Raw genomic sequence first — 24,903 nt, 5'->3', positions numbered from 1 at the left:
CGAACCCCGGCCGGAGGCCGGGGCGCCGACGTCAGTCCTCAATGCGGTGCACGTCGTGGATGACGATGGCCTTGCTCTTGTCCGGCTTCGCCAGCCATTCGGGATGGCGCAGGGTCTTCACCGTATCCTCGAACCCCGAAGCCCAATGGTCGCGCATGGAGGTGCCCGAGAATTCGTAGTCCTTGAAATCGCGCTCGTAATCCTTCTCCTGATAGATCAGGTGGCAGATGTTGACCGTGCCGGATCGCTCGTAATCGGCGATTACCCGCTGGTCCTCCTCGGTGCGCAACTGCTCGGGAATGCGCAGCACCGCCTCTGCGTGCTTGGTGCGCAGAAGCTGGACGCGGCGGAACAGATCGGTGGTGTAGCGCGTGCGGCTGGAATAGCCGATGTCCTTTTGCCGCTCGATCACCTGGAACATGTCGCGCGGCAGGTCGCCGCGCGCACTGAACAGGTCCACCTGGAACACCAGCGCGCCCGGATGGTCCGGCTGATCCAGCAGCCATTGCAGCGGGGTGTTGGAGACCACGCCGCCATCCCAGTAATATTCGCCGTCGATGCGCACCGGCGGGAAGGCCGGTGGCAACGCGCCGGAGGCCATCACGTGCTCGGGTCCGATGCGGTGGGTGGTGTTGTCGAAATAAATGAAGTTGCCGGTGCGCACGTTGGTGGCGCCGACGGAAAAGCGCTTCTGCCGGCTGTTGATGAGGTCGAAATCCACCAGCCTCACGAGGGTCTCGCGCAACGGGGAGGTGTCGTAGAGGCTGGTGGCACCCTCCGCCCCGGTCGGCAGAAGCCAGGGGTTGGGCCAGCGCGGCTTGAAGAAGCCCGGCTGTCCCAGGTTGATGGTGGCGTAGGAACTCATCTGGTTGCGCAGGGCGCGGAAGATGTCGCCGTCGGGGGTAAACGGCCAGATCTTGCGGCCGGAGACCGTCTCCCAGAATTCCCTAAGGTGCGGAATACGGTTTTCCGGCGTGTTGCCGGCGATGATTGCGGAATTGATGGCGCCGATGGAGACACCGGAGATCCAGTTCGGCTCGGCGCCCGCAACCGACAGCGCCTCATAGACGCCGGCCTGGTAGGCCCCGAGCGCGCCGCCGCCCTGGAACACCAGGGCGATGCGCTCGTAATCCTTGACGATGTCGCTGATGTCGTCGGGGTTCTCACAAATCCGCGTGTGCATGTCTTTCCCCATCCAGCTGTGCCGGCCAGCGGCCCCGATCCGCGCGCCGGGCCGGCGGGCGGATTGCCCGGCCGGACCTGCCATTCTCATTTGAAGAAGGCCGAATCAGGCACCGGAGCGCAAGCGCTGCATTGGCACCTGGGGTTCGATCACTTCGGTTCGGTCATGTAATCGTAGACGACCTCGCCCATGCCGAGCGTGAGATCGGCGCGCAGGTGCAGGGCGGAGACAACTTCCAGCACCGGCAGCTTGGCGACATCGGCCATCACGTGCGGATAGAGGCCAAGGGCCGCCGGGCCGGTCCAGCATTCCTTGAGCTGGATGTCTTCCAGATAATAGCGCACCAGCTCGCAGATGCGTGGCGTGGCGTCCACATGGGGGATGATCTTGATGAGGAAGCTCGGGGTCTTCAGGGCGGCGAGCACCGCCTCTTTGTCGGCCTGCTTGTGCTTGTAGCCCATGGTGGCTTCAACGCACAGGGTCTTGCCGTAGTGCAGGCGGCCGACCAGGACGTCCTTTTCCACTTCCATCTTGGGGTGGGCATACTTCTTGGGGAAGCCCCACAGCTCGCGACCGCCGGCGATCGGCGCCTCATCGTCGAGATACATGGAATGGACGTAGCCGCCCTCGACCCCGTTGAACTTCACGGGGATCACCTGTCCGGTCTCGGTATAGTCGCCGAAGCCGGTGGAATCCGGCATGCGGATGAATTCGTACTTCACCAGGGGCTCGTAGACTTCGAGCGGCTCGGGCACCACGCGGCGCAGAGCCTCGATGTCGGTGCGGTAGGTGACGATCATGAACTCGCGGTCGAAGAAGCGATAAGGTCCCGGCGGATAGGCGGGATTCGTCAGGGGCATGGAGTAGGCGTTGCGGCGAACGTCCTCGATCTTCATGGAGCATCTCCGACCGGCATGGTGCATCTCGCGCCTGCGAGATGACGCTGACGTTAGCCGATAGCTCTTCGACGTGACAGCCCCGCGACGATTACGGTTCCGCAATGGTGGCGCAAGATGGGCGGCGATCGGCGCACCCAACCGCAGCCGGCTCAGAACTCCAGCAGGCCGGCGCTGCCGCCCGTCGTGCCGAAGGCCACGGCCCCGCCATCCTTGCGCCAGCCGATGGCGGAGACCGGCGAGGCATCGGGGGCGCGCAGCAGGATCTCGGCCCCGTCGGTCAGGCGCACCATCAGCACCATGCCGTCGTCATAGCCGCAGGCCATCACCGGGTCCTTGGGATGGCACGCCACCATGGTGACGCGTCCGCCACTGGCGGAGGGCGCCTGCATGGAGGGCTGCTTGCCGATCGGCCCATCCTTGGTGGCGAACGGCCACAGCACCACTTCGGTCGAGCCGGAGGACGCCAGCCATTTGCCGTCATGGGTGAATTCGAAGCTCTTCACCCGCGCAGGGTAGCCGGTCATGCGCATATGGGCGCCGTCGGCGAGGCGCCAGCCGTGCAGCGCGGGCTCCTGCATGGTGGTGATGATGAAGCGTCCGTCCGGCGAGAAGGCCACGCCGAGATGGGAGCCCTTCCATTCCAGCAGCTCGGGCTTGGCGTCCGCTGCGTTCGGATACCACAGGCTCACGCCGCCGTAATGCGCGACAGCCACCCGCAACCCCTTGGGCGCAAAGGCGAGGCCGCCGACCGTGGAGGGCGCTTCAAAGCGCCGTGCTTCGCCCTTCGCGGGAACCAGATGGGCGGTCTTGCCGGCGGAAAAGGCGACCGAGCCATCCGGACCGAGGGCGATGCGGTCGATCCAGCGGCCTTTGTGCGCGGCGATGGTTTTCGTTTCGCCGCCGGCCAGCAGTTCCATCACCTTGCCGTCGTCGCCGCCGGTGACGAGCCGCTGTCCGTCGCCGGCGGCGCACAGCACCACGCCGTCGTGCAGCGCCAGCGTCCGGGGCGTATCGGCCACCAGGGTTGCGGTGCCGGTCTCGGCGATGAACACGCAGGTGCCGCGCAGGAATGCGGCGGAGGCGGTCGCCCCGTCGAGGGCGAAGGTGCGCACCTTGTCGGTGAGCGAAGACGGCGTGGACGGCATTTCGGGCGACATTCCATGAGGCGGTCGAATGCCGCCTTCATAAGCCAAGGCTTCGGGCTTGTCCCGCCATGCGGTATGGCCCGGGGCGTCCGCGATGCCGCGCCTCTGGATTTCGCTGCCGATTGATGGCCTAAGGGGCTGTCCCCTCCTAGCCAGCAGTCCATGTTCGACACCCGCTTGCCCATCGACGAGGTTCTCCCCGCCCTCACCGCGACGCTGCGCGAGCGGGCGAGCGCTGTGCTGGTCGCGCCCCCGGGCGCCGGCAAGACCACGCGGGTTCCCTTGGCGCTGATGCACGAACCGTGGGTCGGCGGTCGGCGCATCCTGGTGTTGGAGCCGCGGCGGCTCGCGGCGCGCGCCGCCGCCCATCGCATGGCCCAGACCCTTGGCGAGCGGGTGGGGGAGCGGGTCGGCTACCGGGTGCGGCTGCGCGCGGAAGTCTCGAAACGCACCCAGATCGAGGTGATCACAGAGGGTGTCTTCACCCGCATGATCCTTGATGACCCGGAATTGTCGGGCGTCGCCGCCGTACTGTTCGATGAATTTCACGAACGCAGCCTCGATGCCGATCTCGGGCTCGCGCTGGCGCTCGAATCCCAGAGCGCGTTGCGGGAAGATTTGCGTCTTCTGCCCATGTCGGCCACGCTCGATGGCGCCCGTGTCGCCGCGTTGCTGGGCGGGACGGGCGAGCCGGCGCCGGTGGTGGAGAGCGCGGGCCGCGCCTTTCCGGTCACCACCCATTATCTCGGCCGCGATGCTCGTGCGCCCATCGATGCCCAGATGGCCGAGGCGGTGCGCTCCGCCCTTGCCGCCGAACGCGGCTCCGTTTTGGCCTTCCTGCCGGGGGCAGGGGAAATTCGCCGCACCGAAAACCTGCTGCGCGCGCAGGTGCGCGATCCTTCCGTCGATATCGTGCCGCTCTATGGCGCGCTGGATTCCGCCGAGCAGGATCGCGCGGTGCTGCCCGCGCCCGCCGGGCGGCGCAAGGTGGTGCTCGCCACCTCCATTGCCGAGACCAGCCTGACCATTGAGGGGGTACGGGTGGTGGTGGATTGCGGGCTTGCCCGGGTGCCGCGCTTCGAGCCGGATGTGGGGCTGACACGGCTTGAGACCGTCCGCGTCTCGCGCGCCGCCGCCGACCAGCGGCGCGGCCGCGCCGGGCGCACCGAGCCTGGCGTGTGCTATCGCTTGTGGGGCGAAGGTGAGACCGCCAGCCTGCAACCTTTCGCAACGCCGGAAATCCTCGCCGCCGACCTCTCCGGCCTGGTGCTGGATCTTGCGGTGTGGGGCGTGCGCGATGCCCGCAGCCTCGCCTTCCTCGATCCGCCGCCTTTGCCCGCGCTCATCGAGGCGAAGGCGCTGCTGGTGCTGCTCGGCGCGCTCGACGAAGACGGCGCGGTGACGCCGCTCGGCCGCCGCATGGCGCGCCTGCCCTTGCCGCCGCGCCTCGCCCATATGGTGGTGATGGGCGCCGATGCCGGCGTGGCCGCGCTTGCCGCCGAAATCGCCGCCATCCTGGTGGAACGCGGGCTCGGCGGGGAGAGCGTGGACCTGCTGCACCGCCTGGAGGAATTTCGCCGCGACCGCTCCCGTCGCGCCGACGATGCCCGCCGCCTCGCCGTGCGCTGGGCGGAACTTGCTGGGGCCCGGTCTTCGGCCAAGGCCGAGCCGCCATCGCCCGCCGCCCTGCTGGCGCTCGCCTTTCCCGACCGGGTCGCCAAGGCGCGCGGCGATGGCACGCGCTTTCTGCTGGCCAACGGGCGCGGCGGGGTGATGGAGCCGTCCGCTGCGCTGGCCAAGGCGCCGCTTCTTGCGGTGGCCGAGATTTCCGGCCGGGCGGAAGCCGCGCGCATCTCGCTTGCCGCCGCGCTTTCGGACGAGGAGTTGGAGCGCCTGTTCGCGGCCGATATCCGATCTGGCATCGAGATCGGCTTCGATACGGAAGCCGCGGCCGTGCGGGCGCGCGAGACCCGTCGCCTGCGCGCTTTGGTGCTGGCCGACCGGCCGCGCCCGGTGCCGTCCGGCGCCGAGACCGCACGGGTTCTGGCGCAGGGCAGCGCGGCACTTGGCCTTCATCGCCTGCCGTGGACATCGGCGCTGGCGCAATGGCGCGACCGGGTGGAATTCCTGCGCCATGCGGAGGGCGAAGCGCAGGGCTGGCCCGACCTGTCCGACGAAACGCTTGGCGCCACGGCGGACATCTGGCTGGCGCCGTTTCTCGACGGCAAATCGTCCCTCGCCCAGGTCGGTGGCGGCGATCTGGGCAACGCGCTTCACGCTTTGCTGCCTTATGCGCTCGCAAGCCGGCTGGAGGCGGAGGCGCCGACCCATTTCGATGCCCCCTCCGGCTCTCGCCTGCCGATCGATTATGAAAATCCCGAAGGGCCGCTGCTGGCGGTGCGCGTGCAGGAGATGTTCGGGCTGGCCCGCCACCCCGCCATCGCCGGGGGCAAGGTGCCGCTGATCCTGTCTTTGCTCTCGCCGGCCCACCGGCCGATCCAGGTGACGCGGGACCTGCCGCAATTCTGGCACGGCTCCTGGCGCGACGTGCGGGCCGACATGCGCGGGCGCTATCCGCGCCATCCCTGGCCGGAAGATCCCGCCAATGCGGTGGCCACTCACCGCGCCAAACCGCGCGGAACCTGAGGGATGTTCGCGCCATGGCCTTCTAAAGCCGCCGGCTCAGCTTGCGTTGGCCTGCTGCTTCGTCCATCAAAAAGAGCCGGAAACAGATGGAGGTGCACGGTGCGGCCGAATCCCGAGACCCATGCGGCAATCCCGCGGGCATCACGCACCTCACCCTCCCGGATGCGGACCCTCGCGGGCGGTGCGGCTGGTCTATCGGCCGTGCTGTGCGCATCGATGGCGCAGGCCGCAGCCCCTGGCGCGGCCAGTGTGAACGGGGCGGATCTGAGCTTGCTCTGGGGCCTGCCGTTCGCGGGCATGCTCTTGTCGATTGCCCTGTTTCCGTTGCTCGCCAACCATTTCTGGCATCATCATTACGGCAAGGTGGCGCTGTTCTGGGGGGCCTGCTTTGTCATTCCGTTCGCGCTCACCTATGGCCCGGGCCTGACCCTCCAGGAAGTGGTACATACCGCTGCCCTGGAATATATTCCTTTCATAATCCTCCTGTTCTCCCTGTTCACCGTCTCCGGCGGCATATTGATCACCGGCAACATCCATGGCACGCCGCTGACCAATACGGTGATCCTCGGCTTCGGCACGGTCATCGCCAGCCTGATCGGCACCACCGGCGCCTCCATGGTGCTGATCCGCCCGCTGCTGCGTGCCAATGACAACCGCCGTCATAACGTCCATGTGGTGGTGTTCTTCATCTTCCTGGTGTCCAACATCGGCGGTTCGCTCACGCCGCTCGGCGACCCGCCGCTGTTTCTCGGCTTCTTGAAGGGCGTCAGCTTCTTCTGGACCACCACCCATTTGTTTCACGACACCGTCGTGGTGGCCGCCATCCTGCTGACCGCCTTCTACCTGCTGGATCGGTATCTCTACGCCAAGGAAGAGCCGCCGCCGCTGCGCGATCCCACCCCCGACACGGACCACGTCAATGTGCGCGGCCTGCAAAACGTGCCGCTGCTGGTCGGCATCATCGGCGCCATTCTGCTGAGCGCGCTGTGGAAGCCGGGCATCGTCTTCGACGTCTACGGCACCCGCGTGGAGCTGCAATGGGTGGTGCGCGACGTGCTGCTGATCGCCATCGCCTTCGTCTCCCTCGCCATCACCCCGCGCCTCGTGCGTGAGCGCAATGGCTTCGACTGGGAGCCGATCCGCGAGGTGGCGAAGCTGTTCGCGGCCATCTTCCTCACCATCATCCCGGTCATCGCCATCCTGCGGGCGGGGTCCACGGGCGCCCTGGCGCCGTTGGTCGATCTCGTGACCGACCCCAGCGGTCAGCCGGTGAATGTCTGGTATTTCTGGCTGACCGGCATCCTGTCGTCGTTCCTGGACAATGCGCCGACCTATCTGGTGTTCTTCAACCTTGCCGGGGGTGACGCCTACCAGCTCATGGGACCGTTGCAGGTGACGCTGGAGGCGATCTCGGCGGGCGCGGTGTTCATGGGCGCCATGACCTATATCGGCAACGCGCCGAACTTCATGGTGCTGTCGATCGCGCGGCATCGCGGTGTGAAGATGCCGAGTTTCTTCGGCTACATGGCTTGGTCCTGTGTGTTCCTGCTGCCTTGCTTCGCGCTGATTACCTTCCTGTATTTCGTCTGAACGAAGGAGGCGGGCTCGCCCGCCTCTTTCTCACGGGTCCGATAGCTGCGCCGGCTCCCGAGGGAGCGGAACGGGAGGAAACCGGGCCATGCCCTTTACCCGCCAGCAGATCGCCGACGCGGCGGCGGCGGCCGGTCTCGCGCCAGAGGCGTGCGACCGGCTCCTCGCGGCGTTGCCGGACGATGCCTCAAGCGGCGGCGCGTTGCAGCCGGCGCGTGCGAAGCCGCGTTTCGACCTGACCCATCTGCTCTGGTACGGCGGTGCGCTGATCGTCCTCGGCGCCATGACGCTGTTCGCCACCCTTGCCTTCGCGCAGATGGGCGCTGTGGCGCTGACATTTACCGCCCTCGTCTATGCCGCCGTCTTCCTGGTGGTCGGCGACCAGCTCTGGCGCCGCGGCCTGACCACGCCCGGCGGTCTGATGGTGGCGATCGCCGTGGGGATGGCGCCGATGGCGGTGTTCGGCATCCAGGATAGCCTTGGCGCCTGGGGAGGGGGCGGAGACCCCGGCAGCTATCGCAGTTTCTACACCTGGATCCATGGAAGCTGGGTGCCCATGGAACTGGCCACCTTGGTCGCGGGGGCGGTGGCGCTGGTTTTCTACCGCTTTCCCTTCATCGTCGCGATCCTCGCCTTCATGCTGTGGTTCCTATCCATGGATCTCGCACCCCTGCTGTTCCACGGCCAGGAGCTCGGATGGGAGCAGCGGCGGGACTTCTCGCTCTGGTTCGGTGTCGGGCTGATCGTGTTTGCCTGGGCGGTGGACCTCGCCGCATCCCGCAGCGATTTCGCCTTCTGGCTCCACCTGGTCGCGGCGGTCACCTTCTGGGGCGGGCTGACCTTGCAGGACGGCGGCAGCGAATGGACGAAAGCACTCTATTGCCTGATCAATGTCGGCCTGGTGCTGCTGGCCATCTTTCTGGAGCGCCGGGTCTATGCCGTTTTCGGCGCCATCGGCATCTGCGTCTATCTCGGCTATCTGGTGGTCGAGGTGTTCGCCGATTCGCTGCTGTTTCCGTTTGTTCTCTCGGCTATCGGCGCGGCGGTGATGGCGTCGGGGGTGATGCTCTATCCCCGGCGCCAGCGGATCGCGGGCTTTATTGACCGCACGCTGCCGGCGCCGCTGAAGCGCCTGCGCCCGGCACACGCGCAGGGCTGACCGCGCGGCCCGCGCGCAAGTGCGACTTATCCCAACTCCCCCCGGTCAAACACCAGGGCCGCGCGGCCTGCGCTCAGGCGCCGCGCGGCCTTTGGTATTAAGCCGCGCAGCTGAGGAAACCGTCTTCCAGCTTGGTGCGGTCGAGTTTGCGGCCGATGAAGACGATACGGCTCTGGAGCTTCTCGTCCGGCTTCCAGGGGCGCTGGTGGTCGCCGTCCAGGATCATATGCACGCCCTGGAACACGAACCGGTCGGGATCGTCCTTGAACGCCAATATGCCCTTGGAGCGCAGGATGTTCACGCCCTCGCTCGCCACCAGTTCCTGCACCCAGGGGAAGAATTTGTCCGGGTCCATCAACTTGTCGGTGGAAATCGAGACCGACTGCATGTCCTCGTCGTGGAAATGCTTCAACCCGCCGTGGCCATGATGGTGGCCATGGCCATGGCCATGGTCGTGGTCATGATGGTCGTGACCGCAGTCCGGGCCGCACGTGTCGTCGTGAACATGCTCGTCCTGTTCCAGAAAGGCCGGCTCGAGCGAGAGAATGCGGTCGAGGTCGAACGCGCCGCGGTCCAGCACTTGATCGAGCGCGATCGCCGATTTCTGGGTGCGGTGGAGCGTGGCATAGGGATTGATCGCGCGGATCCGCGCTTCCACCTCGGCAAGCTCCTCGGGCGTGACGAGATCGGTCTTGTTCAGCAGGATCACGTCCGCGAAGGCGATCTGGTTCTTGGCCTCGGGCGCGTCCTTCAGCCGGTCGGTGAGCCATTTCGCGTCGGCCACGGTGACGACGGCGTCGAGCTTGGTGCGCGCGCCCATCTCCTCGTCCACGAAGAAGGTCTGGGCGACCGGCGCGGGATCGGCGAGCCCGGTGGTCTCGACGATGATGCCGTCGAAGCCGCCCTTGCGGCGCATCAGGCCATCGATGATGCGGATGAGATCGCCGCGCACGGTGCAGCAGATGCAGCCGTTGTTCATCTCGAACACTTCCTCGTCGGCGCCCACCACGAGGTCGTTGTCGATGCCCACTTCGCCGAACTCGTTGACGATGACGGCGTATTTCTTGCCGTGGGGCTCGGAGAGGATGCGGTTCAGCAGCGTGGTCTTGCCGGCGCCGAGATAGCCGGTGAGCACGGTGACGGGGATTTTTTCCGACGCGGTTCCTGACATGATTTCTCCTGCGCGGGCCCGGAGCCCGCCTCATGCCGCGCGGCCGGCGATGAAGCCGACCGTGCGGGTCCCATGAAAATCTCGCACCCCAGCCCCGGAGGCACTTCAGCTCGCCAGGGCGGCCGAAAGCTCACGCAGGTTGTAGCGCACCATGTCGATGTAGGTGGTGGCAGGGCCTTTGTCATCGGAGAGCGCATCGGAATAGAGCGTGCCGCCCACCTTGGCGCCGCTTTCCTTGGCGATGCGGTCCATCAGGCGCGGATTGGTGACATTCTCCAGGAATACCGCGGGCACCTTCTGTGCCTTGATCTGGCGGATGATGCGCCCGACGTCCTTCGCCGAGGCTTCGCTCTCGGTCGAGACTCCCTCGGGTGCCAGCAGCGTCAAGCCATAGGCATCGCCGAAATAGCCGAAGGCGTCGTGCGAGGTGATGATGCGGCGGTGGTCGTCCGGGATCGCGGCGACGGTCTTCACGACATCCGCCTGCAGCGCGTCCAGCTTGGCCAGATAGGCGGCGGCATTGGCGGTGTAGGCGTCCTTGCCGGTGGGATCGGCGGCGATCAGGCCATCGCGGATATTGGCCACATAAATCTTGGCATTGGCTACCGATTGCCAGGCGTGGGGATCGATCGGCCCGTGGTCGTGGCTCGCGTGCGCGTCCTTCTTGCCCTTCGGCGCCTCGTCGGCATCCTGCGGTTCGTCGGCGGTGCGTTCGCGCGGCTTGATGCCGTTGGTGGCGACCACCACGGTCGCCTTGGTGCCGGAGGCCTTGACGAGCCGGTCCATCCAGCCCTCGAAACCGAGGCCGTTGACGAAGATCACCTTGGCCGCGGCGAGCTTCTTCGCGTCGCTGGGCGTCGGCTGGTAGACGTGGGTGTCGCTGTTGGGCCCGACGATGGTGGTCATGGCGATGCGGTCGCCGCCCACATTCTTCACGAAATCCCCGAGGATCGAGAACGAAGCCACCACCGGCAGCTTGGCGGTCGAGCCAGCGGCGTCGCTCTGGGCGAGCGCCGGGGTTGCGCCGAGCAGGAGTGCCGCGGCGAGCAAGGTACGACGAGAGAGCATGTGGTTACTCCGTTAGGCTTCGAGATGCCGTCTTTGCACCCGGGCGGTCACGATGCCGCCGGCCGGGCCGATGAGGACCGAGACCGCGTAGGCGGCGCCGGCCACCAAGATGATGGCGGGTCCCGAGGGGGCGCCGATGTGATAGGACACGAGCAGGCCGATCGCCCCGCTCGCGAAGGCAATGCAGGTGGCGAGCGCCACCAGGGGCGTCAGGTCGCGCACCCAGAAGCGGGCGGTGGCGGCCGGCAGCATCATCAGCCCCACCGACAGCAGCGTGCCGAGGGCGTGGAAGCCGCCCACCAGGTTGAGCACCACCAGCGCCAGGAACGCGATATGGCTCGGCCCACCGGCCCGGCTCACCGAAGCCAGGAACGAGGGGTCCACGCATTCCAGCACCAGAGGGCGCCAGATGACGGCCAGCGTCACAAGGGTCAGCGTGGCGATGCCGGCCACCAGGATCAGCGTCGGGTCGTCCAGCCCCAGCACGGTGCCGAACAGCACGTGCAACAGGTCCACGTTCGAGCCCTTGAGCGAGACGATCATCACGCCCAGCGCCAAGGAAATCAGGTAGAAGGCCGCCATGGAGGCGTCCTCCTTCAGTTCGGTCGCCCGAGCGATCACGCCCGCGCCCACCGCCACAAGAAGGCCTGCGGCGATGCCGCCGACCGTCATGGCGTAGAGGTTGAGCCCCGAGAACAGGAAGCCCAACGCCGCCCCCGGAAGGATGGCATGAGCCATGGCATCGCCGGTCAGGCTCATGCGCCGCAGCATCAGGAAAACGCCCACCGGACCCGCGCCGATCGCCAACGCGAAGACGCCGACCAAAGCGCGGCGCATGAATTCGAATTCCGCGAACGGTCCGACAAGCAGGTCGTAGGCGCTCATCGCTCAGGCCGCAGCGCTGCAGGGGGCGCTGCCGTCCCGCGGCGCCTCGGTCATGCGGCGGGCCAGGAGCAGGTTTTCCGGCGCGAGCACTTCAGCCGTCGGACCCCACGCAACCTGTGCGCGGGCCAGCAGCAGGGTCTGCGGGAAATGCGCGCGCACCAGCTCGAAATCGTGCAGCACCGCGAGAACGGTGCGCTTTTCCCCATGCCAGCGGCGCACCAGTTCCAGCAGGTCGGACACGGTCTTGGCGTCGAGGGCGTTGAATGGCTCGTCCAGCAGAATCAGGCGGGCATCCTGCAGCAGCAGGCGCGCGAACAAGGTGCGCTGCATCTGCCCGCCGGAGAGCGTGCCGATCGGCCGCCGCTCGAAGCCGGTGAGGCCGACTGCGGAAATGGCCTCGGCGATGCGGGTGTGATCGGCCTTGCCGATGCCGCCGAACATGCCGGAGCGGCGCCACAGGCCCATGGCCACGATGTCATAGACGCTGATCGGGAACGATCGGTCCACCTCCGCCCCTTGGGGCAGATAAGCGATGTCACGGGAATCGAGCCCGCAGCGCTCGATGGCCCCGCCGAGCGGGCGCAGCGCGCCGGAAATCGCCTTCATCAGCGTGGATTTGCCGGCGCCGTTCGGCCCGCAAACGGCGAGCAGGGCGCCTTCCTCCACCGCGCCGTCCAGGTGATGAACGGCCGGGTGCCGCTCGTAGCCGAGGGTCAGGTCGCGGAAGCGGAGCTGGATGGGATTGCTCACTGGATTACCCATATCACGCTCACCCACAAGATCGTGCTGAGCGCGGCGACGAAGGCGAGGCGCGTTCCGAGCGAGGACCGCAGCACCGAAAACGTCGCCCGACGTGCCACGACCTCGGCAAACGTCCTATGCCGGTGGTGACCGTGCGACGTGGATGCTGTTGGCTCGGAGCTATGGTCGATCAGGCTCATGACCATTTTGATACAGAGTATCTTTATGGCTGTCCAGCATGACCAAAGGCGAGCCCGGGCACATTTTTTGCGAGGTGCCCGCCGGGCGGGGGCGCATGGCCATTGCTGTGGCAGCGTTGCCTTGCCAGCGCCGAAAGAGGCGCCCATATCGGCGCCTTCCATCTGGAGCGGACCCGATGAGCGAACAGCGCATTGCCGGCCTTTCCGTCGCGATCCTTGCCGGTGGGCAGGCGCGGCGCATGGGGCACATCAACAAGGCCCTGGTGACGGTAGGCGGCGTGCCGGTCATCGATCGCCTGGTGGCGCGGCTGTCGCCGATCTGCGCGGAGCTGATCGTCATCGCTGCCGATCCCGAGCCTTATCTGGCGCGCGGGCTTACGGTTTATGGCGACATCCACCCTGGCAGTGGCGCGCTCGGCGGGCTGCACACGGCACTGATGCGCGCTCGGGGGGAGAAGGTGTTCGTCTGTGCGTGCGACATGCCGTTCATCTCGGCCCCGCTGATCCACCATCTCGCCGCCAGCATCGGCGATCACGATGCCGCCGTGCCGCGCGACGATTACGGGCTTCAGCCGCTGCATGCCATTTATGCGCGCCGCATCGCGCCGTTGATCCCCCCCTTCATCGCGCGTCGCGAGCTGCGCATGGAAGGCTTCCTCGCCGGCCTCGATGCCGTGGTGCTGCCGCCGCAGGACGTTGCCGCCTATGCGGCCGAGGCGGAGATCTTCTTCAACGTCAATACGCCGGCCGATCTGGAACAGGCGCGGCTCAAGGCCGGAGAGGCTCCGCAATCGCCCTAGGATGAGCTGTGGCGCGTGCCGCGTTAGGATGGCCGTTCAATCAAAATGAGTAGGACGCATGTCGGACGTCGAAGTGCACAGCCCTTATGAACGGGTCGGGGGCGAGGCCGTCGTGCATGCGCTGGTGGGCCGTTTCTACCAGTTGATGGATACTCTGCCGGAAGCTGCCGCTTGCCGCGCCATCCATCCGCCGAGCCTGGAGGGCAGCGCGCGCAAGCTTGAGGAATATCTCACCTATTGGCTCGGCGGCCCATCGGATTATGTCGCGCGCAACGGCCATCCGCGCCTGCGCATGCGCCATTTCCCCGCCGCCATCGGCCCTGTCGAGCGCGACGGCTGGCTGTTGTGCTTTCGCCAGGCGCTGGCCGAAACCGTGACCGACCACACCGCCGCCGCCGAACTTTTGCCGCGTGTCGAGGCCTTGGCCATGCATATGCAAAATCGGGCCTGATACCAAAGGCCCATGAGTTTTTGCGCATGGACCTTTGGTCAAGCGCGCGCGGCGCTTGAGCGTGGCCCTCTCGGCACCGGTCAAGGACCGTGAACGCCCTAATGGTCGAAGCGTAAGGTGATGCGGGCGCGGCCGGCGGCGCGGCCGAAGGTGACGCGGTCGCCGAGCTTCACGAGCAAATAGGCGGCAAATCCCGCCACCTCCTTCGCGTCGCCCAGCAGCGCCTCGGGGGAGGGGCGCTCCTTCGGCACTTCCAGCACCTCGCCGTCATAGAGCACGAACACGTCGAGATGGGTCTCGTCGAAGCGGGCGCGCAGTTCCACCGGGCCTTCGGCGATGCCGGTGTCGGTGATCACCTCCAGCGCCTGCGCCGCCACCGGGATCGCGGCGGCGATGACGTCGCGGCGCGCGCCCCACAGATCGCCCTGGCGCTCCAGGAACTCCTGCGCGGCAAGGAAGGCATTGGCGTCGGGCGGCACCACGAACGAACTTTCCTTTGAAATACCGATGCGGAACAGCAGGTTGAGCGCGATGGCGCTGCACGCTGCCACGGTCAGCGGGGTCGAGAACAGCGGCTGGATCCAGAACGGCAATTGTCCCTTCAGCGGCAGCAGCGCCACCGAGAGGCCCGCCAGCACGGAGAGCCCCACCAGGAACACCCGCCGTTCGCTGAGCCGGCGGGAGAGGATGAGATCCATGCCCGCCACCAGCAGATAGGCGGAGGTGTAGAGCAGGATGCCGCCGATCACCGGCGAGGGAATCAGCGTCAGCGCCATGATCGCCTTGGGGAAGAAGGCGGTGGCGAAGATCACGGCGCCGGCGAGGATGCCGATGGTGCGCGCCGTCGCCCCGGTGGCGAAGGCGAGGCCCACCGCCGAGGAGGACAGGCCGGACTGGAAGCCCGAGGTCAGGCCGTTCAAGATATTGCCGATGCCGCAGGCGGTCACCGCGCGGCCGGCGGCGCGCATGTCGGCGCGGCGCCATTCGGCATCGTTCATCTTCTCCAGCGAGACGGTGACGCCGAGCACGTCCACCAGCCCCATCATCACCAGCAGGGCCACCAGCGGGAACAGGCGCGGCTCCAGCGCCAGGGAGGGAAGCTGCAGATCGGGCAGGGCGATGAAATCGGCCTTGGCCAGGGCGGCCCCCATGTCGGTGGGGTCGACCCCGCTGAAGCTCGCCAGGGCCCAGCCGGTGGAGGCGCCCACCAGCACGGCGAACAATTTGAACCGGCGCGGGGCAAACACGGTCACGCACACGATCAGCGCAAGCGTCACCATGGAGACGGCGAGCGGCCCCAGTTCCACCTGCGTCCCGCCGCCTTCCAGGCCGAGGGCCCGGCGCAGCGCCGGGCTCGCCAGCGAGACCCCGAGCATGGTGACCGCGACGCCGCACACCTCGGGCGGCAGCAGCACGCGCAGCGGCCGCACCAGGCGCGCCATGAACAATTGGCATACGCCGACCAATATGGTGGTCGCCGCCATCAGCCCCAGGCCGCCGATGGTCAGCGCCTGCACCGCCAGCGGGATCGCCCCGGCGGCGGGAATATGAACGCCGAGATAGCCGCTGCCGAACCGGGTGCGGGCGCATTGGATGATGGTGGAGAGGCCGATGCACATGGCGCAGGCGCTCAGCATGGCTTCGATCTGGTCCTCGGGCAGCCGCGCCTCGGTGGCGGCGACGATGGGATAGATCAGGAAGGTCAGCGCCAGCATGGCGTGCTGGGTGGACAGGGGAATCAGCGCGGAGAGCGGAACCTTGTCCTCCAGCCCGTAGACCAAGGTGGAGGGCCGCCGCACCGGGCGGGGCGCGGTGCCGCGTTCGGGGGCGATCAGCTTGCGGATCGGGCGCAGCGCGGTGCGCAGCGAACTGCGCCAGCGCAGGCCGGCGTGCCGGCCGCCCCGTCCATGCGCTGCCGCCGGCCCGCGCGCCGGGGGCGGACCGGCTGGCCGGCTGTCGGGGGTCTCTGGTCCGGAGCGGGGCTGAGTGTCCGGCACGGATGCTCTTTCAGACGGTTTCGCCCTCGACGAAGGCACGGATGAGGTGATGGGCGATGGCGTTGGCGGGTGGAACGAACAGCCCTTCAGGATGCGCGCGCACCAGCATCTTCGCGGTTTCCTCTCGGGAAAACCAGCGTGCCCCGGCGAGCTCGTGCGCGTCCATGGTGATGGTCCGCGAGGTCGCCTGCGCCATGCAGCCGAACATCAGCGACATGGGATAGGGCCAGGGCTGGCAGGAGCGATAGCGCACCGCGCCGGTGGTGACGCCGGTTTCCTCCAGGGTCTCGCGCCGCACCGCCTCCTCAATGGTCTCGCCCGGCTCGACGAAGCCTGCGAGGCAGGACCACATTTCCGGTGCGAAATGGGGCGCGCGTCCCATCAGGCACTGGTCGCCGTCATAGGTCAGCATGATCACGACCGGATCGGTGCGGGGGAAATGCTGGGCGCCGCAGCTCGGGCAATCGCGGCGCCACCCACCCTCGATGGAGCGGGTGCGGGTGCCGCAATTGGCGCAGAAGCGGTGCCGCCCGTGCCAGGCGAGCATCGCCTTGCCGCAGGCCAGAGCCGCGAGATGATCATTCGAGACGAGCCCCTGCACGGCGGTGGAGCGCAGATCCGGCACCTGCAGGCCGAGCAGCTCCATCCGCTCTTTCCCGGCGGGGTCGAATCGCGCGGCGAAGCGCGGCGTGCCGTCGGCGAGGCCGAGGAAGATCAGCTTGCCGCCGTCAAGCGCCGCCGTCTCTTCCGCCGTGAACAGCGGGTCGCGCAGCGGTTCGCCTGGGTGGAGGGCCACCCCCTCGCCGCCGAGGAGATAGAAGCGGGCATCGTCCCGTTTCGCGAGGGCCGCGCTCTCGCCGCGCAGGTGGGCGGCGCGATCGAGCGGGCTGCCCTGGTAGCCGAGCGCAGGCCAGGGACCAAGATCCGGAAGGGAAAGCAGTGACATGGCCCCTGAGGGAAGCAGGAAAGGATGGCGCCGACCGTGGCATGGGCGCCCCTGCGAGGCAAGGCCGGTGCCCCTCCCATGGGTGCGCCGTGCCTGCCGCAATGCCGCCCCTCGCGCGAAGCGCTTGCCTGCGGGCGCTGCCTGCGGCACATCTCGCGCGCCATTCACGGAAGGCCCTGCCGATGTCCGCTCCCCTTTCCCCTCTCGCCCCCCGGATGATTCCCTATGTTCCGCCCGTGGGGGGCGTCCGGTTCGCGACCGCGTCCGCCGGCATCAAGTACCAGGGCCGCACCGACGTGCTGCTGATGGCGTTTGCGCCCGGCACCACGGTGGCCGGTGTGACCACGCGCTCGCTGTGCCCCTCGGCCCCCGTCGAATGGTGCCGCGCGGCGTTGCGCGGCGGCAGGGCTCGGGCGCTGGTGGTCAATTCCGGCAATGCCAATGCCTTCACCGGGGAAGCCGGCCGCGACACCACCGCCGCCACCGCCGAATATGCCGCCGCGGCGCTGGGCTGCAAGCCGTCGGAAGTGTTCCTCGCCTCCACCGGCGTGATCGGTGAGCCGATGGACGCCGACAAGTTCGAGGCGCCGCTTGCCGAGGCCGCCACCCGCCTTGGCAGCGAGAATTGGACCGAGGCCGCCCGGGCCATCATGACCACCGACACCTTCCCCAAGCTCTCCACCACCACGGTGAAGCTCGGCGAAGTGGATGTGACCATTGCCGGCATGGCCAAGGGCGCCGGCATGATCGCCCCCGACATGGCGACCATGCTTTCCTTCATCGTCACCGACGCGCCGATTGCCGCCGAGGTGCTGCAGAAGATGCTCTCGAAGGCGGTGGGCACGACCTTCAACGCCGTGACGGTGGACGGCGACACCTCCACCTCCGACACGCTGCTGCTGTTCGCCACCGGCGCCGCCAAGGTGCAGGGCGTGGGCACCATCAAGCGCTGGGATGATTCGCGCGTCGCCGCCTTCCGCGCCGCGCTGAAAGGCGTGATGGCGGACCTTGCCGAGCAGGTGGCCCGCGACGGCGAAGGCGCCCGCAAGCTTCTGCGGGTGCACGTGACCGGCGCGGTTTCCAAGAAGTCGGCGAAGCGCATCGCCATGTCGATCGCCAATTCGCCCCTGGTGAAGACCGCGGCGGCGGGCGAGGACGCCAATTGGGGCCGCGTCGTCATGGCCGTGGGCAAGGCCGGCGAACCGGCCGACCGCGACCTGCTCACCATCTCGTTCGGCGACATCCGCGTCGCCGCCTATGGCGCGCGCGATCCCGACTACGACGAGGCGGTCGCATCCCAATATATGAAGGGCGACGTGATCGACCTGCGGGTGGACCTCGGCCTCGGCGACGGCGCCTTCCGCGTGCTTACCTGCGACCTCACCAAGGAATATGTCGCCATCAACGGCGATTATCGCTCGTGAAGATCGTCCTTGTCGCTGCCTGCGCGCTGGTCGATGTAGACAACCGGGTGCTGGTGGCCCAGCGCCCGGAGGGCAAGCAATTGGCTGGCCTCTGGGAATTTCCCGGCGGCAAGGTGGAGGCGGGCGAGCGGCCGGAGGACACGCTCATCCGCGAGCTGGACGAGGAATTGGGCATCGTGGTGAAGGAGGCGTGCCTTGCCCCGCTCACCTTCGCCAGCCATGGCTATGAGAGCTTCCATCTGCTGATGCCGCTGTGGATCTGCCGCCGCTGGGAAGGGCAGATCGTGGCGCGTGAGCATTCCGGCCTCAAATGGCTACGTCCCGCGAAACTGCGCGACCTCCCCATGCCCCCCGCCGATGCGCCGCTCATCCCCGCGCTGATCGAGCTGCTGGGGCCTTAGGGGCCGGCGGCATAGCCGCATCCGCATCTTTGTATCCCGGCCCAGCGACGGCGGAGCCGGAGCGCCGAGCCGGGACCCAGCGCAAGATTTCTGCGCAGCAGACAAAAAGCGTCGCGCGCTTTTATGGGTTGAAGCGCCTGCGGCGGCGTTTTTGCGCTGGGTCCTGGCTCGCGTTTCGCGCCGCTGGCGCTGCACTTGGCTGGGATGCGGCGGCGTTTATCGCCGCGACCGCTCAGGCGAGCAGCAGCAATGCCGCCTTCAGCGCGTCCGGCAGCGGAACCGGGCGGCGGGTGATGCGGTCCACATAAACGTGGACGAAATGCCCCTGCGCCGCCGCCTGATCGCTGCCCTGGAACAGCGCGATCTCATAGCGCACCGAACTGGTTCCAAGCTTCGCCACCCGCAAGCCGGCCTGCACCACCGCCGGATAGGTGAGGCTGGCGAAATAGGCGCAGCGGGTTTCCACCACCAGGCCGATCACCGGGCTTTTCTCGAAATCCAGCACGCCCTTGGCGATCAGATAGTCGTTCACCACGGTGTCAAAATAAGAATAGAACACCACGTTGTTCACATGGCCGTAGACGTCGAGATCCGCCCAGCGGGTGGTGATGGTGAGGTGATGGGGAAAGGCGGAGAAAAGCGCCGGCTGCTCGCGCCCCGTGGCTTTGGGCGGCTCGGTGGTCCCGCTCATGCCCAGGCCGCCTGGTAGATGGCCAACGCATCCGCCTCATGCACCGGGCGGGGGTTGTTCACCAGAAGGCGGGTCTGCTTCATGGCGTCGGCAGCCAGCATCGGCAGATGATGCTCCGGCACGTTCACCGCGCGCAGGCCGCTCGGCAGGCCGAGATCCAGCGACAGGGCGGCGAGCCGCTCGACGAACCGTTCCGCCACCTCAGCGTCGCTGCCTTCGCCGATGTCCGGGAAGGCATAGGGCGCAATCTCCGCATAGGCAGTCGCGGCGGCCGGCAAATTGAAGCGCAGCACGTGCGGCAGCACCACGGCATTGGTGAGCCCGTGGGGCAGATGATAATGCCCGCCCAGGGGATAGGCGAGCGCATGCACCGCCGCCACCGGGGAATTGGCGAATGCCTGTCCCGCCAGCAGCGAGCCGAGCAGCATGGCCTCGCGCGCCGGCCGGTCGGTGCCATGGTGGACCGCCGTGCGGATGTTCGCCCCCAGCAGCCGCAGCGCTTCCTTGGCGAGGCCGCGCGAGATGGGATTGTTGTTAGGGCTCGCCGAGGCATAGGCCTCGATGGCGTGGACCATGGCGTCCACCCCGGTCGCCGCCGTCACATGGGCCGGCAGGCCGAGGGTGAGATCGGCGTCGAGCAGCGCGATGTCGGGGATGAGGCAGGGCGAGACCACGCCCTTCTTCACCGTCTCGCCGGTGGTGACGATGGAGATGGGCGTGACCTCCGATCCTGTCCCGGCGGTGGTGGGCACCAGGATCAGCGGCAGGCGCGGCCCCTTGGCGATGCCGATGCCGTAGATCTCGGTCAGCGCCTCCTGGCCGAGCGCCAGCAGCGCCACCAGCTTGGCCACATCCAGCGAGGAGCCGCCGCCGAGCCCGAGCACGCCTTGCGCGCCCATGGCCACCGCCTCCGAAGTGGCGGCGAACACCACGTCCTCCGGCGGATCGGCCACCACCTGGTCGAACACCCGGTGGGCGATCTGCGCCGTGCGCAGCGCTTCCAGCGTCGGCGCGAGGAGCCCGGCCTTGACGATGCCGGGATCGGTGACGATCAGGATGCGGGAGACGCCCCGCGCCGCGAACAGATCGCCCACCCGCAGCGCCGCGCCGCTGGCGCATATGATGCTCGGCGTGGTGTTGAACACGAACCCGGACATGGCTCCCCCCCTTTTTGATTTTTGCCCGACGCGACACGCGGCGCGGCCGGGCCGCTATGGTTTGGCGGGCGGTTCCCCCGCCGGCTTCATTTCCGTGGTGCCGAGCGCATCGGCAAGGCGCATGCGCGCGGAGCCGGGGCGCAGCGGCTTCTGCTGGCTCTCGTGCGGCGCCCAGCCGGAGAGCCAGACGATCTCGAACGTGGCGCGCACTTTGCCATCGGCATCGGCGAAGCGTTCCGCATAGAGTTCCGCCGCCCGCAGCAAGGTCGCGCGCCGCAGCGGCACGCGCCGCCGCTCGGCGAGCGCATTGCCGGCGCCCATGCGGCGCAGATCGGCGAACAGGGTGAAGGGCGAGGCATAGCGCACCACCACGCGATCCACATCGGCGACCGGCAGGGCGAAGCCCGCCCGCTGCAGTAGCGCGCCCATGTCGCGCACATCGGCGAACGGGGCGACGCGGGGCGAAAGGCCGCCCGTGGTCTCGCTCTCGGCGATGGCGAAGGCCTCGCGCAATTCGACAAGGCTCGACCCGCCGATCAGGGCGCCGATGAACAGCCCATCCGCCTTGAGGGCTCGGCGGATCTGGGTCAGCGTGCCGGGCAGATCGTTCACATGCTGGAGCGAAAGCGCGCTGACGATGAGGTCCAGCGTGCCGTCGGCGAAGGGCAGCGCCTCCTCGTCCGCCACCACGGCCGGAAAGCCGGGGCCGGCGGCGAGCGGCGCGGCGCGGAATACGGAGTCGATGCCGGGATGGCGCGCCAGCACCTGCGCGACGGCATCGGTGGCAGTGCCGAGATCGAGCGCGCGGGGAAAGGCGCGCTTCACCGCCAGCAGCCGGTCGCCGATATCCTCAGCGACGCGGTCCAGCAGGAAATCGGCCGGGCCGAGGGCGGCGGCACGGGCAAGACGGCGGCGCAGCAAGGGCCGATCGAACACAAAGGGGCTGCTCATGGCCGCCATATAAACCCGCGTCTGCGGCCTTGCACAGGGCGTCTCATTGGCACGTCGAGAGGGTCACCGGGTCTGCCGTCTCCGGCAGCAGGGCGCCCATGGGCCGGCAGGTGCCCGCGATACAGATGCGATAATCCGCCGTCGCGCCCGAGCGGCGCAGCACGATCTGCTTCTGCGCCGGCAGCATGGGATGGGCGACATAGCGCCCGTCCTTCAGCACCGCCCCCTCGGGCGGCTCCATGCCCGCGCCGGAGCCCTCCACCCGCATTTCGGTGAGCACGAGGCCGGCGGGCGTTGCCTGCCAATCTTCCTCCCATGCGGTCTTCTGCACCGAATGGGTCCAGGCGAGGGTGAGGGCAAGGGCAAGCTTCACCGTGGTGCCGGCACCGGACAGGCAGATGAGAAGGGGCGCAGCCATGGCGCCAGCCTAAGACCGGAACCGGCGGGACGGAAAGCGCTTTGCGTGCCCGGCGGGGCCGGACCGCATGCGGCGGCTGGATGACAGGGGCGCCCCGGCCCGGCGGTCGGGACGGAGCGCGGCCCGCTCAGTTCATGTCGAGGACGATGCGGCCGTCGATGCCGCCTTCCTCCATGCGCTGGAAGATGGCGTTGATATTCTCCAGCTTGTCCCACGAGAAATGGGCGGCCACCTGGCCGTTGCCGGCGAATTCCAGCGCCTCTTCCAGATCCTGGCGCGTGCCCACGATGGAGCCGCGCACGGTGATGCGCTTCAGCACGGTGTCGAAGATCGGCATGGCGAACATGCCGGGCGGCAGGCCGCACAGCGCCATGGTGCCGTGCGAGCGCAGCACGTTGAAGGCCTGCTCGAACGCCTTGGGCGACACCGCGGTGACCAGGACGCCGTGCACGCCGCCGAGCTGCTTCTGCAGCGCCGCGCCGGGGTCTTCCTCGCGGGCGTTGACGACGATCTCGGCACCGAGCTTCTGCGCCAGGGCGAGCTTGTCCGGGTGAACGTCGATGGCGGCGACATGCATGCCCATGGCCTTGGCATATTGCACAGCCATGTGGCCGAGGCCGCCGATGCCGGAGATGGCGACCCATTCGCCGGGCTTCACCTCGGTTTCCTTCAGGCCCTTGTAGACGGTCACGCCGGCGCACAGCACCGGGGCGGCCGGACCCCAGTCCAGCGTGTCGGGCAGGCGACCGACATAATTGGGATCGGCCAGGGCATATTCGGCGAAGCTGCCGTTCACCGAATAGCCGGTGTTCTTCTGGTCGGCGCACAGCGTCTCCCAGCCGGTGCGGCAGTGCGGGCAGTAGCCGCAGGCGGTATGCAGCCACGGCACGCCGACGCGGTCGCCTTCCTTGATGCGCTTCACCGAGCGCCCGACGCCGACCACGGTACCGACGCCCTCATGGCCGGGAATGAACGGAGGGTTGGGCTTCACCGGCCAGTCGCCCTTCACGGCATGAAGATCCGTGTGGCAGACGCCGGTGGCGGCGATGCGCACGAGAATCTGATCGGGACCGGGCTCGGGGACGGGCACCTGCTCGATCACGAGGGGTTGGCCCAACTGGTGGACGACGGCGGCCTTCATCATGTTCGTCATTGCCGGTCTCCTTGGTGGTGCGGAGGACAGCGCAATGAGCCCGAACTCACCTTGATCCGCGTCAAGCCTATGGAAGGTGGTGTCTCCTTGCCCCAGCGGGATGCCGTGCCACACGGCATTGTGAGCGGCGCAAGTGTGAACTTGACGCCGATCAACGCCACCTCAAGGGAGGGTGGAGAGAGTGTCAATATCCTCAGAAAACGGCGATTTTGATGCCGCTGGGGAAGGTGGGGCGGAGGATGCCCGCCCGTGTGGCGGTGCGAAACAGGGGCTGGTGCCGACGGCGGATGTCGGCGGCCCGGCCAGAGCGCGCGTCGATCGGCGCGGTCCTCTCAACGAACGGACATGGTCATGGCCTACGCAACAACCAATCCCTATACCGGCGAAGTGGTGAAGACCTTCCCCGACGCGTCCGACGCCGACGTGAAGGCGGCCATCGAAAAGGCCCACGCGGCCTTCCTTGGCTGGCGCGAGACCTCGTTCGCCCAGCGCGCTAAGGTGATGCAGAAGGCGGCGGATCTTCTGCGCAAGGATGAGGAGGCCTTTGCCCGCATCCTGACGCTGGAAATGGGCAAGCTGCTCTCGGAAGCGAAGGCGGAAGTGGAATTGTCCGCCCGCATCTTCGAATATTATGCCCAGAAGGCCGAGAGCCTGCTGGCGCCGGAGAAACTCCCCGTCGCCGATCCGGCCGAGGGCGAGGCGGTTCTGGTGTGCGAGCCGCTTGGCGTGCTGCTCGCCATCGAGCCCTGGAATTTCCCTTATTATCAGGTCGCCCGGATCATCGCCCCGCAGCTCTCGGCGGGAAATACCATGCTTCTGAAGCACGCCTCCAACGTGCCGCAGAGCGCCGCAGCCTTCGAGAAGCTGATGGCCGAGGCCGGGCTGCCGGCGGGCGCGTTCAAAAATCTCTACGCCACCCGCACGCAGATCGAGATGATCCTCAATGATCCGCGCGTCCATGGCGTGGCGCTGACCGGATCAGAAGCGGCGGGCGCGACCGTCGCCGCGCAGGCGGGTCAGGCGCTCAAGAAGTCCACCATGGAGCTTGGCGGCGCCGACGCGTTCGTGGTGCTGGCCGACGCCGACCTGGAGAAGACCGTGAAATGGGCGGTGTTCGGCCGGCATTGGAACGGCGGGCAGGTTTGCGTGTCGTCCAAGCGCATGATCATCGTCGATGCGCTCTATGACGCCTTCCTGGAGAAGTACAAGGTGGGCGTGGCCGACCTATGCGCGGGCGATCCGCTCGATCCGGCGACGACGCTCGCGCCGCTCTCCTCCCAGGGCGCGGCAGAGGAGGTCAGGCAGAAGATTCAAGAGGCGGTGGCCCTGGGCGCGACCGCCATGGAAGTCGGCCCCTCGGTGCCCAATCAGGGCGCCTTCGTGCAGCCGACCATTCTCACCGACGTGGGCGAGAGCAACCCGGCCCGTTACTGGGAGTTTTTTGGCCCGGTCTCCATGTTGTTCCGCGCCAAGGACGAGGATGATGCAGTGCGCATCGCCAACGACTCGCCCTTCGGCCTCGGCGGCTCGGTCTTCACCGCCGACACCAAGCGCGGGGCGGAGGTGGCCAAGCGCATCTCCACCGGCATGGTGTTCGTCAACCATCCCACCATGGTGAAGGCGGACCTGCCGTTCGGCGGCGTGCGGCGCTCTGGCTACGGGCGTGAGCTGCTCGGCCTCGGCATCAAGGAGTTCGTCAATCACAAGCTCATCGACGTGGTGGACATCGACGCGCCATTCTAAGCCGGAGATGAGCTGAAGGCCCCTGAGGAAGGCCCATGAGTTTGCCTCATGGGCCTTTGGTTTGAGCCCGCGCGGGGTTTGGCC

General features: G+C 67.6%; 22 protein-coding genes. 8 read left to right on the top strand and 14 right to left on the bottom strand.

What is annotated here, in order from left to right:
* Positions 1–31: 31 nt before the first annotated feature.
* The 3 genes from V5F77_RS07085 to V5F77_RS07075 all read right to left on the bottom strand — a co-directional run bounded on the left by V5F77_RS07085 (position 32) and on the right by V5F77_RS07075 (position 3,227).
* Complete coding sequence (locus V5F77_RS07085) at positions 32–1,183, bottom strand: DUF3734 domain-containing protein (protein ID WP_429004640.1); 1,152 nt, start codon at positions 1,181–1,183, stop codon at positions 32–34.
* A 149-nt stretch (positions 1,184–1,332) separates the two neighbouring features.
* Positions 1,333–2,079 (bottom strand): acetoacetate decarboxylase, encoded by a 747-nt coding sequence (locus V5F77_RS07080; protein WP_429004639.1) that lies wholly within the window; start codon positions 2,077–2,079, stop codon positions 1,333–1,335.
* Positions 2,080–2,231: 152 nt separating this feature from the next.
* Complete coding sequence (locus V5F77_RS07075) at positions 2,232–3,227, bottom strand: WD40 repeat domain-containing protein (protein ID WP_429004638.1); 996 nt, start codon at positions 3,225–3,227, stop codon at positions 2,232–2,234.
* Positions 3,228–3,389: 162 nt separating this feature from the next.
* Here V5F77_RS07075 and hrpB point away from each other — a divergent pair, with 162 nt between their 5' ends.
* From hrpB to V5F77_RS07060, 3 genes are all read left to right on the top strand, one after another.
* Positions 3,390–5,873, top strand: a complete 2,484-nt coding sequence (gene hrpB / locus V5F77_RS07070) for an ATP-dependent helicase HrpB (RefSeq protein WP_429004637.1) — start codon at positions 3,390–3,392, stop codon at positions 5,871–5,873.
* Between the two features lie 216 nt (positions 5,874–6,089).
* Positions 6,090–7,463 carry a sodium:proton antiporter gene (locus V5F77_RS07065; protein WP_429004636.1) on the top strand — a complete coding sequence of 458 codons (1,374 nt, stop codon included), beginning with the start codon at positions 6,090–6,092 and terminating at the stop codon, positions 7,461–7,463.
* 88 nt (positions 7,464–7,551) lie between these two features.
* Complete coding sequence (locus tag V5F77_RS07060; RefSeq protein WP_429004635.1) at positions 7,552–8,622, top strand: hypothetical protein; 1,071 nt, start codon at positions 7,552–7,554, stop codon at positions 8,620–8,622.
* Positions 8,623–8,719: 97 nt separating this feature from the next.
* Here V5F77_RS07060 and V5F77_RS07055 read toward each other — a convergent pair whose 3' ends face one another.
* The 4 genes from V5F77_RS07055 to aztA form a co-directional block, all read right to left on the bottom strand.
* Positions 8,720–9,793, bottom strand: a complete 1,074-nt coding sequence (locus tag V5F77_RS07055; protein WP_429004634.1) for a CobW family GTP-binding protein — start codon at positions 9,791–9,793, stop codon at positions 8,720–8,722.
* 105 nt (positions 9,794–9,898) lie between these two features.
* The gene (locus V5F77_RS07050; protein WP_429004633.1) at positions 9,899–10,861 is read right to left on the bottom strand and encodes a metal ABC transporter substrate-binding protein; all 963 of its coding nucleotides are present in this window, start codon (positions 10,859–10,861) and stop codon (positions 9,899–9,901) included.
* A 12-nt stretch (positions 10,862–10,873) separates the two neighbouring features.
* The gene (locus V5F77_RS07045) at positions 10,874–11,746 is read right to left on the bottom strand and encodes a metal ABC transporter permease (RefSeq protein WP_429004632.1); all 873 of its coding nucleotides are present in this window, start codon (positions 11,744–11,746) and stop codon (positions 10,874–10,876) included.
* A gap of 3 nt (positions 11,747–11,749) precedes the next feature.
* Positions 11,750–12,508 carry a zinc ABC transporter ATP-binding protein AztA gene (gene aztA, locus V5F77_RS07040; RefSeq protein ID WP_429004631.1) on the bottom strand — a complete coding sequence of 253 codons (759 nt, stop codon included), beginning with the start codon at positions 12,506–12,508 and terminating at the stop codon, positions 11,750–11,752.
* A 355-nt stretch (positions 12,509–12,863) separates the two neighbouring features.
* Between aztA and mobA the strand changes: the two genes are divergently transcribed.
* Entirely contained in the window at positions 12,864–13,487 is a 624-nt protein-coding gene (gene mobA, locus V5F77_RS07035; protein ID WP_429004630.1) for a molybdenum cofactor guanylyltransferase, read from the top strand.
* 58 nt (positions 13,488–13,545) lie between these two features.
* Positions 13,546–13,938 (top strand): group II truncated hemoglobin, encoded by a 393-nt coding sequence (locus V5F77_RS07030; RefSeq protein WP_429004629.1) that lies wholly within the window; start codon positions 13,546–13,548, stop codon positions 13,936–13,938.
* Positions 13,939–14,036: 98 nt separating this feature from the next.
* Here the strand turns inward: V5F77_RS07030 and V5F77_RS07025 are convergent, their stop codons facing one another.
* Positions 14,037–15,935 carry a uracil-xanthine permease family protein gene (locus V5F77_RS07025; RefSeq protein WP_429004628.1) on the bottom strand — a complete coding sequence of 633 codons (1,899 nt, stop codon included), beginning with the start codon at positions 15,933–15,935 and terminating at the stop codon, positions 14,037–14,039.
* Between the two features lie 10 nt (positions 15,936–15,945).
* A complete protein-coding gene (nudC, locus tag V5F77_RS07020; RefSeq protein ID WP_429004627.1) occupies positions 15,946–16,881 on the bottom strand; it encodes an NAD(+) diphosphatase in 936 nt (311 codons plus the stop codon).
* A 182-nt stretch (positions 16,882–17,063) separates the two neighbouring features.
* Here nudC and argJ point away from each other — a divergent pair, with 182 nt between their 5' ends.
* Together argJ and V5F77_RS07010 are read left to right on the top strand one after the other, a co-directional pair.
* Positions 17,064–18,305 carry a bifunctional glutamate N-acetyltransferase/amino-acid acetyltransferase ArgJ gene (argJ, locus tag V5F77_RS07015; RefSeq protein WP_429004626.1) on the top strand — a complete coding sequence of 414 codons (1,242 nt, stop codon included), beginning with the start codon at positions 17,064–17,066 and terminating at the stop codon, positions 18,303–18,305.
* Entirely contained in the window at positions 18,302–18,706 is a 405-nt protein-coding gene (locus tag V5F77_RS07010; RefSeq protein ID WP_429004625.1) for a (deoxy)nucleoside triphosphate pyrophosphohydrolase, read from the top strand. The genes argJ and V5F77_RS07010 overlap by 4 nt, the downstream gene beginning before the upstream one ends.
* Before the next feature lie 232 nt (positions 18,707–18,938).
* On the opposite strand, the gene V5F77_RS07005 is transcribed toward V5F77_RS07010, so the two are convergent.
* The 5 genes from V5F77_RS07005 to adhP all read right to left on the bottom strand — a co-directional run bounded on the left by V5F77_RS07005 (position 18,939) and on the right by adhP (position 23,076).
* Positions 18,939–19,397, bottom strand: coding sequence for an acyl-CoA thioesterase (locus V5F77_RS07005; protein ID WP_429004624.1), 459 nt, complete (start codon positions 19,395–19,397; stop codon positions 18,939–18,941).
* Entirely contained in the window at positions 19,394–20,554 is a 1,161-nt protein-coding gene (locus V5F77_RS07000) for an iron-containing alcohol dehydrogenase (RefSeq protein ID WP_429004623.1), read from the bottom strand. The genes V5F77_RS07005 and V5F77_RS07000 overlap by 4 nt, the downstream gene beginning before the upstream one ends.
* A 54-nt stretch (positions 20,555–20,608) precedes the next feature.
* On the bottom strand, positions 20,609–21,505 hold the full coding sequence (locus V5F77_RS06995) for a class I SAM-dependent methyltransferase (protein ID WP_429004622.1): 897 nt from the start codon (positions 21,503–21,505) through the stop codon (positions 20,609–20,611).
* 43 nt (positions 21,506–21,548) lie between these two features.
* Positions 21,549–21,923, bottom strand: coding sequence for a DUF1850 domain-containing protein (locus tag V5F77_RS06990; RefSeq protein WP_429004621.1), 375 nt, complete (start codon positions 21,921–21,923; stop codon positions 21,549–21,551).
* Positions 21,924–22,050: 127 nt separating this feature from the next.
* Complete coding sequence (gene adhP / locus V5F77_RS06985) at positions 22,051–23,076, bottom strand: alcohol dehydrogenase AdhP (RefSeq protein ID WP_429004620.1); 1,026 nt, start codon at positions 23,074–23,076, stop codon at positions 22,051–22,053.
* Between the two features lie 351 nt (positions 23,077–23,427).
* Between adhP and V5F77_RS06980 the strand changes: the two genes are divergently transcribed.
* Positions 23,428–24,819 (top strand): NAD-dependent succinate-semialdehyde dehydrogenase, encoded by a 1,392-nt coding sequence (locus V5F77_RS06980; protein WP_429004619.1) that lies wholly within the window; start codon positions 23,428–23,430, stop codon positions 24,817–24,819.
* The last annotated feature ends 84 nt before the right edge of the window (positions 24,820–24,903 follow it).

This window comes from Roseixanthobacter psychrophilus (assembly GCF_043195195.1).
GTDB lineage: Bacteria > Pseudomonadota > Alphaproteobacteria > Rhizobiales > Xanthobacteraceae > NCEH01.
Note: the sequence above shows the minus strand (reverse complement) of the source record. Positions and strands in the feature narration are given on the sequence as shown.

Coding starts and splice junctions, on each gene's coding strand:
- V5F77_RS07085 (WP_429004640.1), bottom strand. CDS start 1,183: ATGCACACGCGGATTTGTGAGAACCCCGACGACATCAGCGACATCGTC.
- V5F77_RS07080 (WP_429004639.1), bottom strand. CDS start 2,079: ATGAAGATCGAGGACGTTCGCCGCAACGCCTACTCCATGCCCCTGACG.
- V5F77_RS07075 (WP_429004638.1), bottom strand. CDS start 3,227: ATGCCGTCCACGCCGTCTTCGCTCACCGACAAGGTGCGCACCTTCGCC.
- hrpB (WP_429004637.1), top strand. CDS start 3,390: ATGTTCGACACCCGCTTGCCCATCGACGAGGTTCTCCCCGCCCTCACC.
- V5F77_RS07065 (WP_429004636.1), top strand. CDS start 6,090: ATGGCGCAGGCCGCAGCCCCTGGCGCGGCCAGTGTGAACGGGGCGGAT.
- V5F77_RS07060 (WP_429004635.1), top strand. CDS start 7,552: ATGCCCTTTACCCGCCAGCAGATCGCCGACGCGGCGGCGGCGGCCGGT.
- V5F77_RS07055 (WP_429004634.1), bottom strand. CDS start 9,793: ATGTCAGGAACCGCGTCGGAAAAAATCCCCGTCACCGTGCTCACCGGC.
- V5F77_RS07050 (WP_429004633.1), bottom strand. CDS start 10,861: ATGCTCTCTCGTCGTACCTTGCTCGCCGCGGCACTCCTGCTCGGCGCA.
- V5F77_RS07045 (WP_429004632.1), bottom strand. CDS start 11,746: ATGAGCGCCTACGACCTGCTTGTCGGACCGTTCGCGGAATTCGAATTC.
- aztA (WP_429004631.1), bottom strand. CDS start 12,508: ATGGGTAATCCAGTGAGCAATCCCATCCAGCTCCGCTTCCGCGACCTG.
- mobA (WP_429004630.1), top strand. CDS start 12,864: ATGAGCGAACAGCGCATTGCCGGCCTTTCCGTCGCGATCCTTGCCGGT.
- V5F77_RS07030 (WP_429004629.1), top strand. CDS start 13,546: ATGTCGGACGTCGAAGTGCACAGCCCTTATGAACGGGTCGGGGGCGAG.
- nudC (WP_429004627.1), bottom strand. CDS start 16,881: ATGTCACTGCTTTCCCTTCCGGATCTTGGTCCCTGGCCTGCGCTCGGC.
- argJ (WP_429004626.1), top strand. CDS start 17,064: ATGTCCGCTCCCCTTTCCCCTCTCGCCCCCCGGATGATTCCCTATGTT.
- V5F77_RS07005 (WP_429004624.1), bottom strand. CDS start 19,397: ATGAGCGGGACCACCGAGCCGCCCAAAGCCACGGGGCGCGAGCAGCCG.
- V5F77_RS07000 (WP_429004623.1), bottom strand. CDS start 20,554: ATGTCCGGGTTCGTGTTCAACACCACGCCGAGCATCATATGCGCCAGC.
- V5F77_RS06995 (WP_429004622.1), bottom strand. CDS start 21,505: ATGAGCAGCCCCTTTGTGTTCGATCGGCCCTTGCTGCGCCGCCGTCTT.
- V5F77_RS06990 (WP_429004621.1), bottom strand. CDS start 21,923: ATGGCTGCGCCCCTTCTCATCTGCCTGTCCGGTGCCGGCACCACGGTG.
- adhP (WP_429004620.1), bottom strand. CDS start 23,076: ATGACGAACATGATGAAGGCCGCCGTCGTCCACCAGTTGGGCCAACCC.
- V5F77_RS06980 (WP_429004619.1), top strand. CDS start 23,428: ATGGCCTACGCAACAACCAATCCCTATACCGGCGAAGTGGTGAAGACC.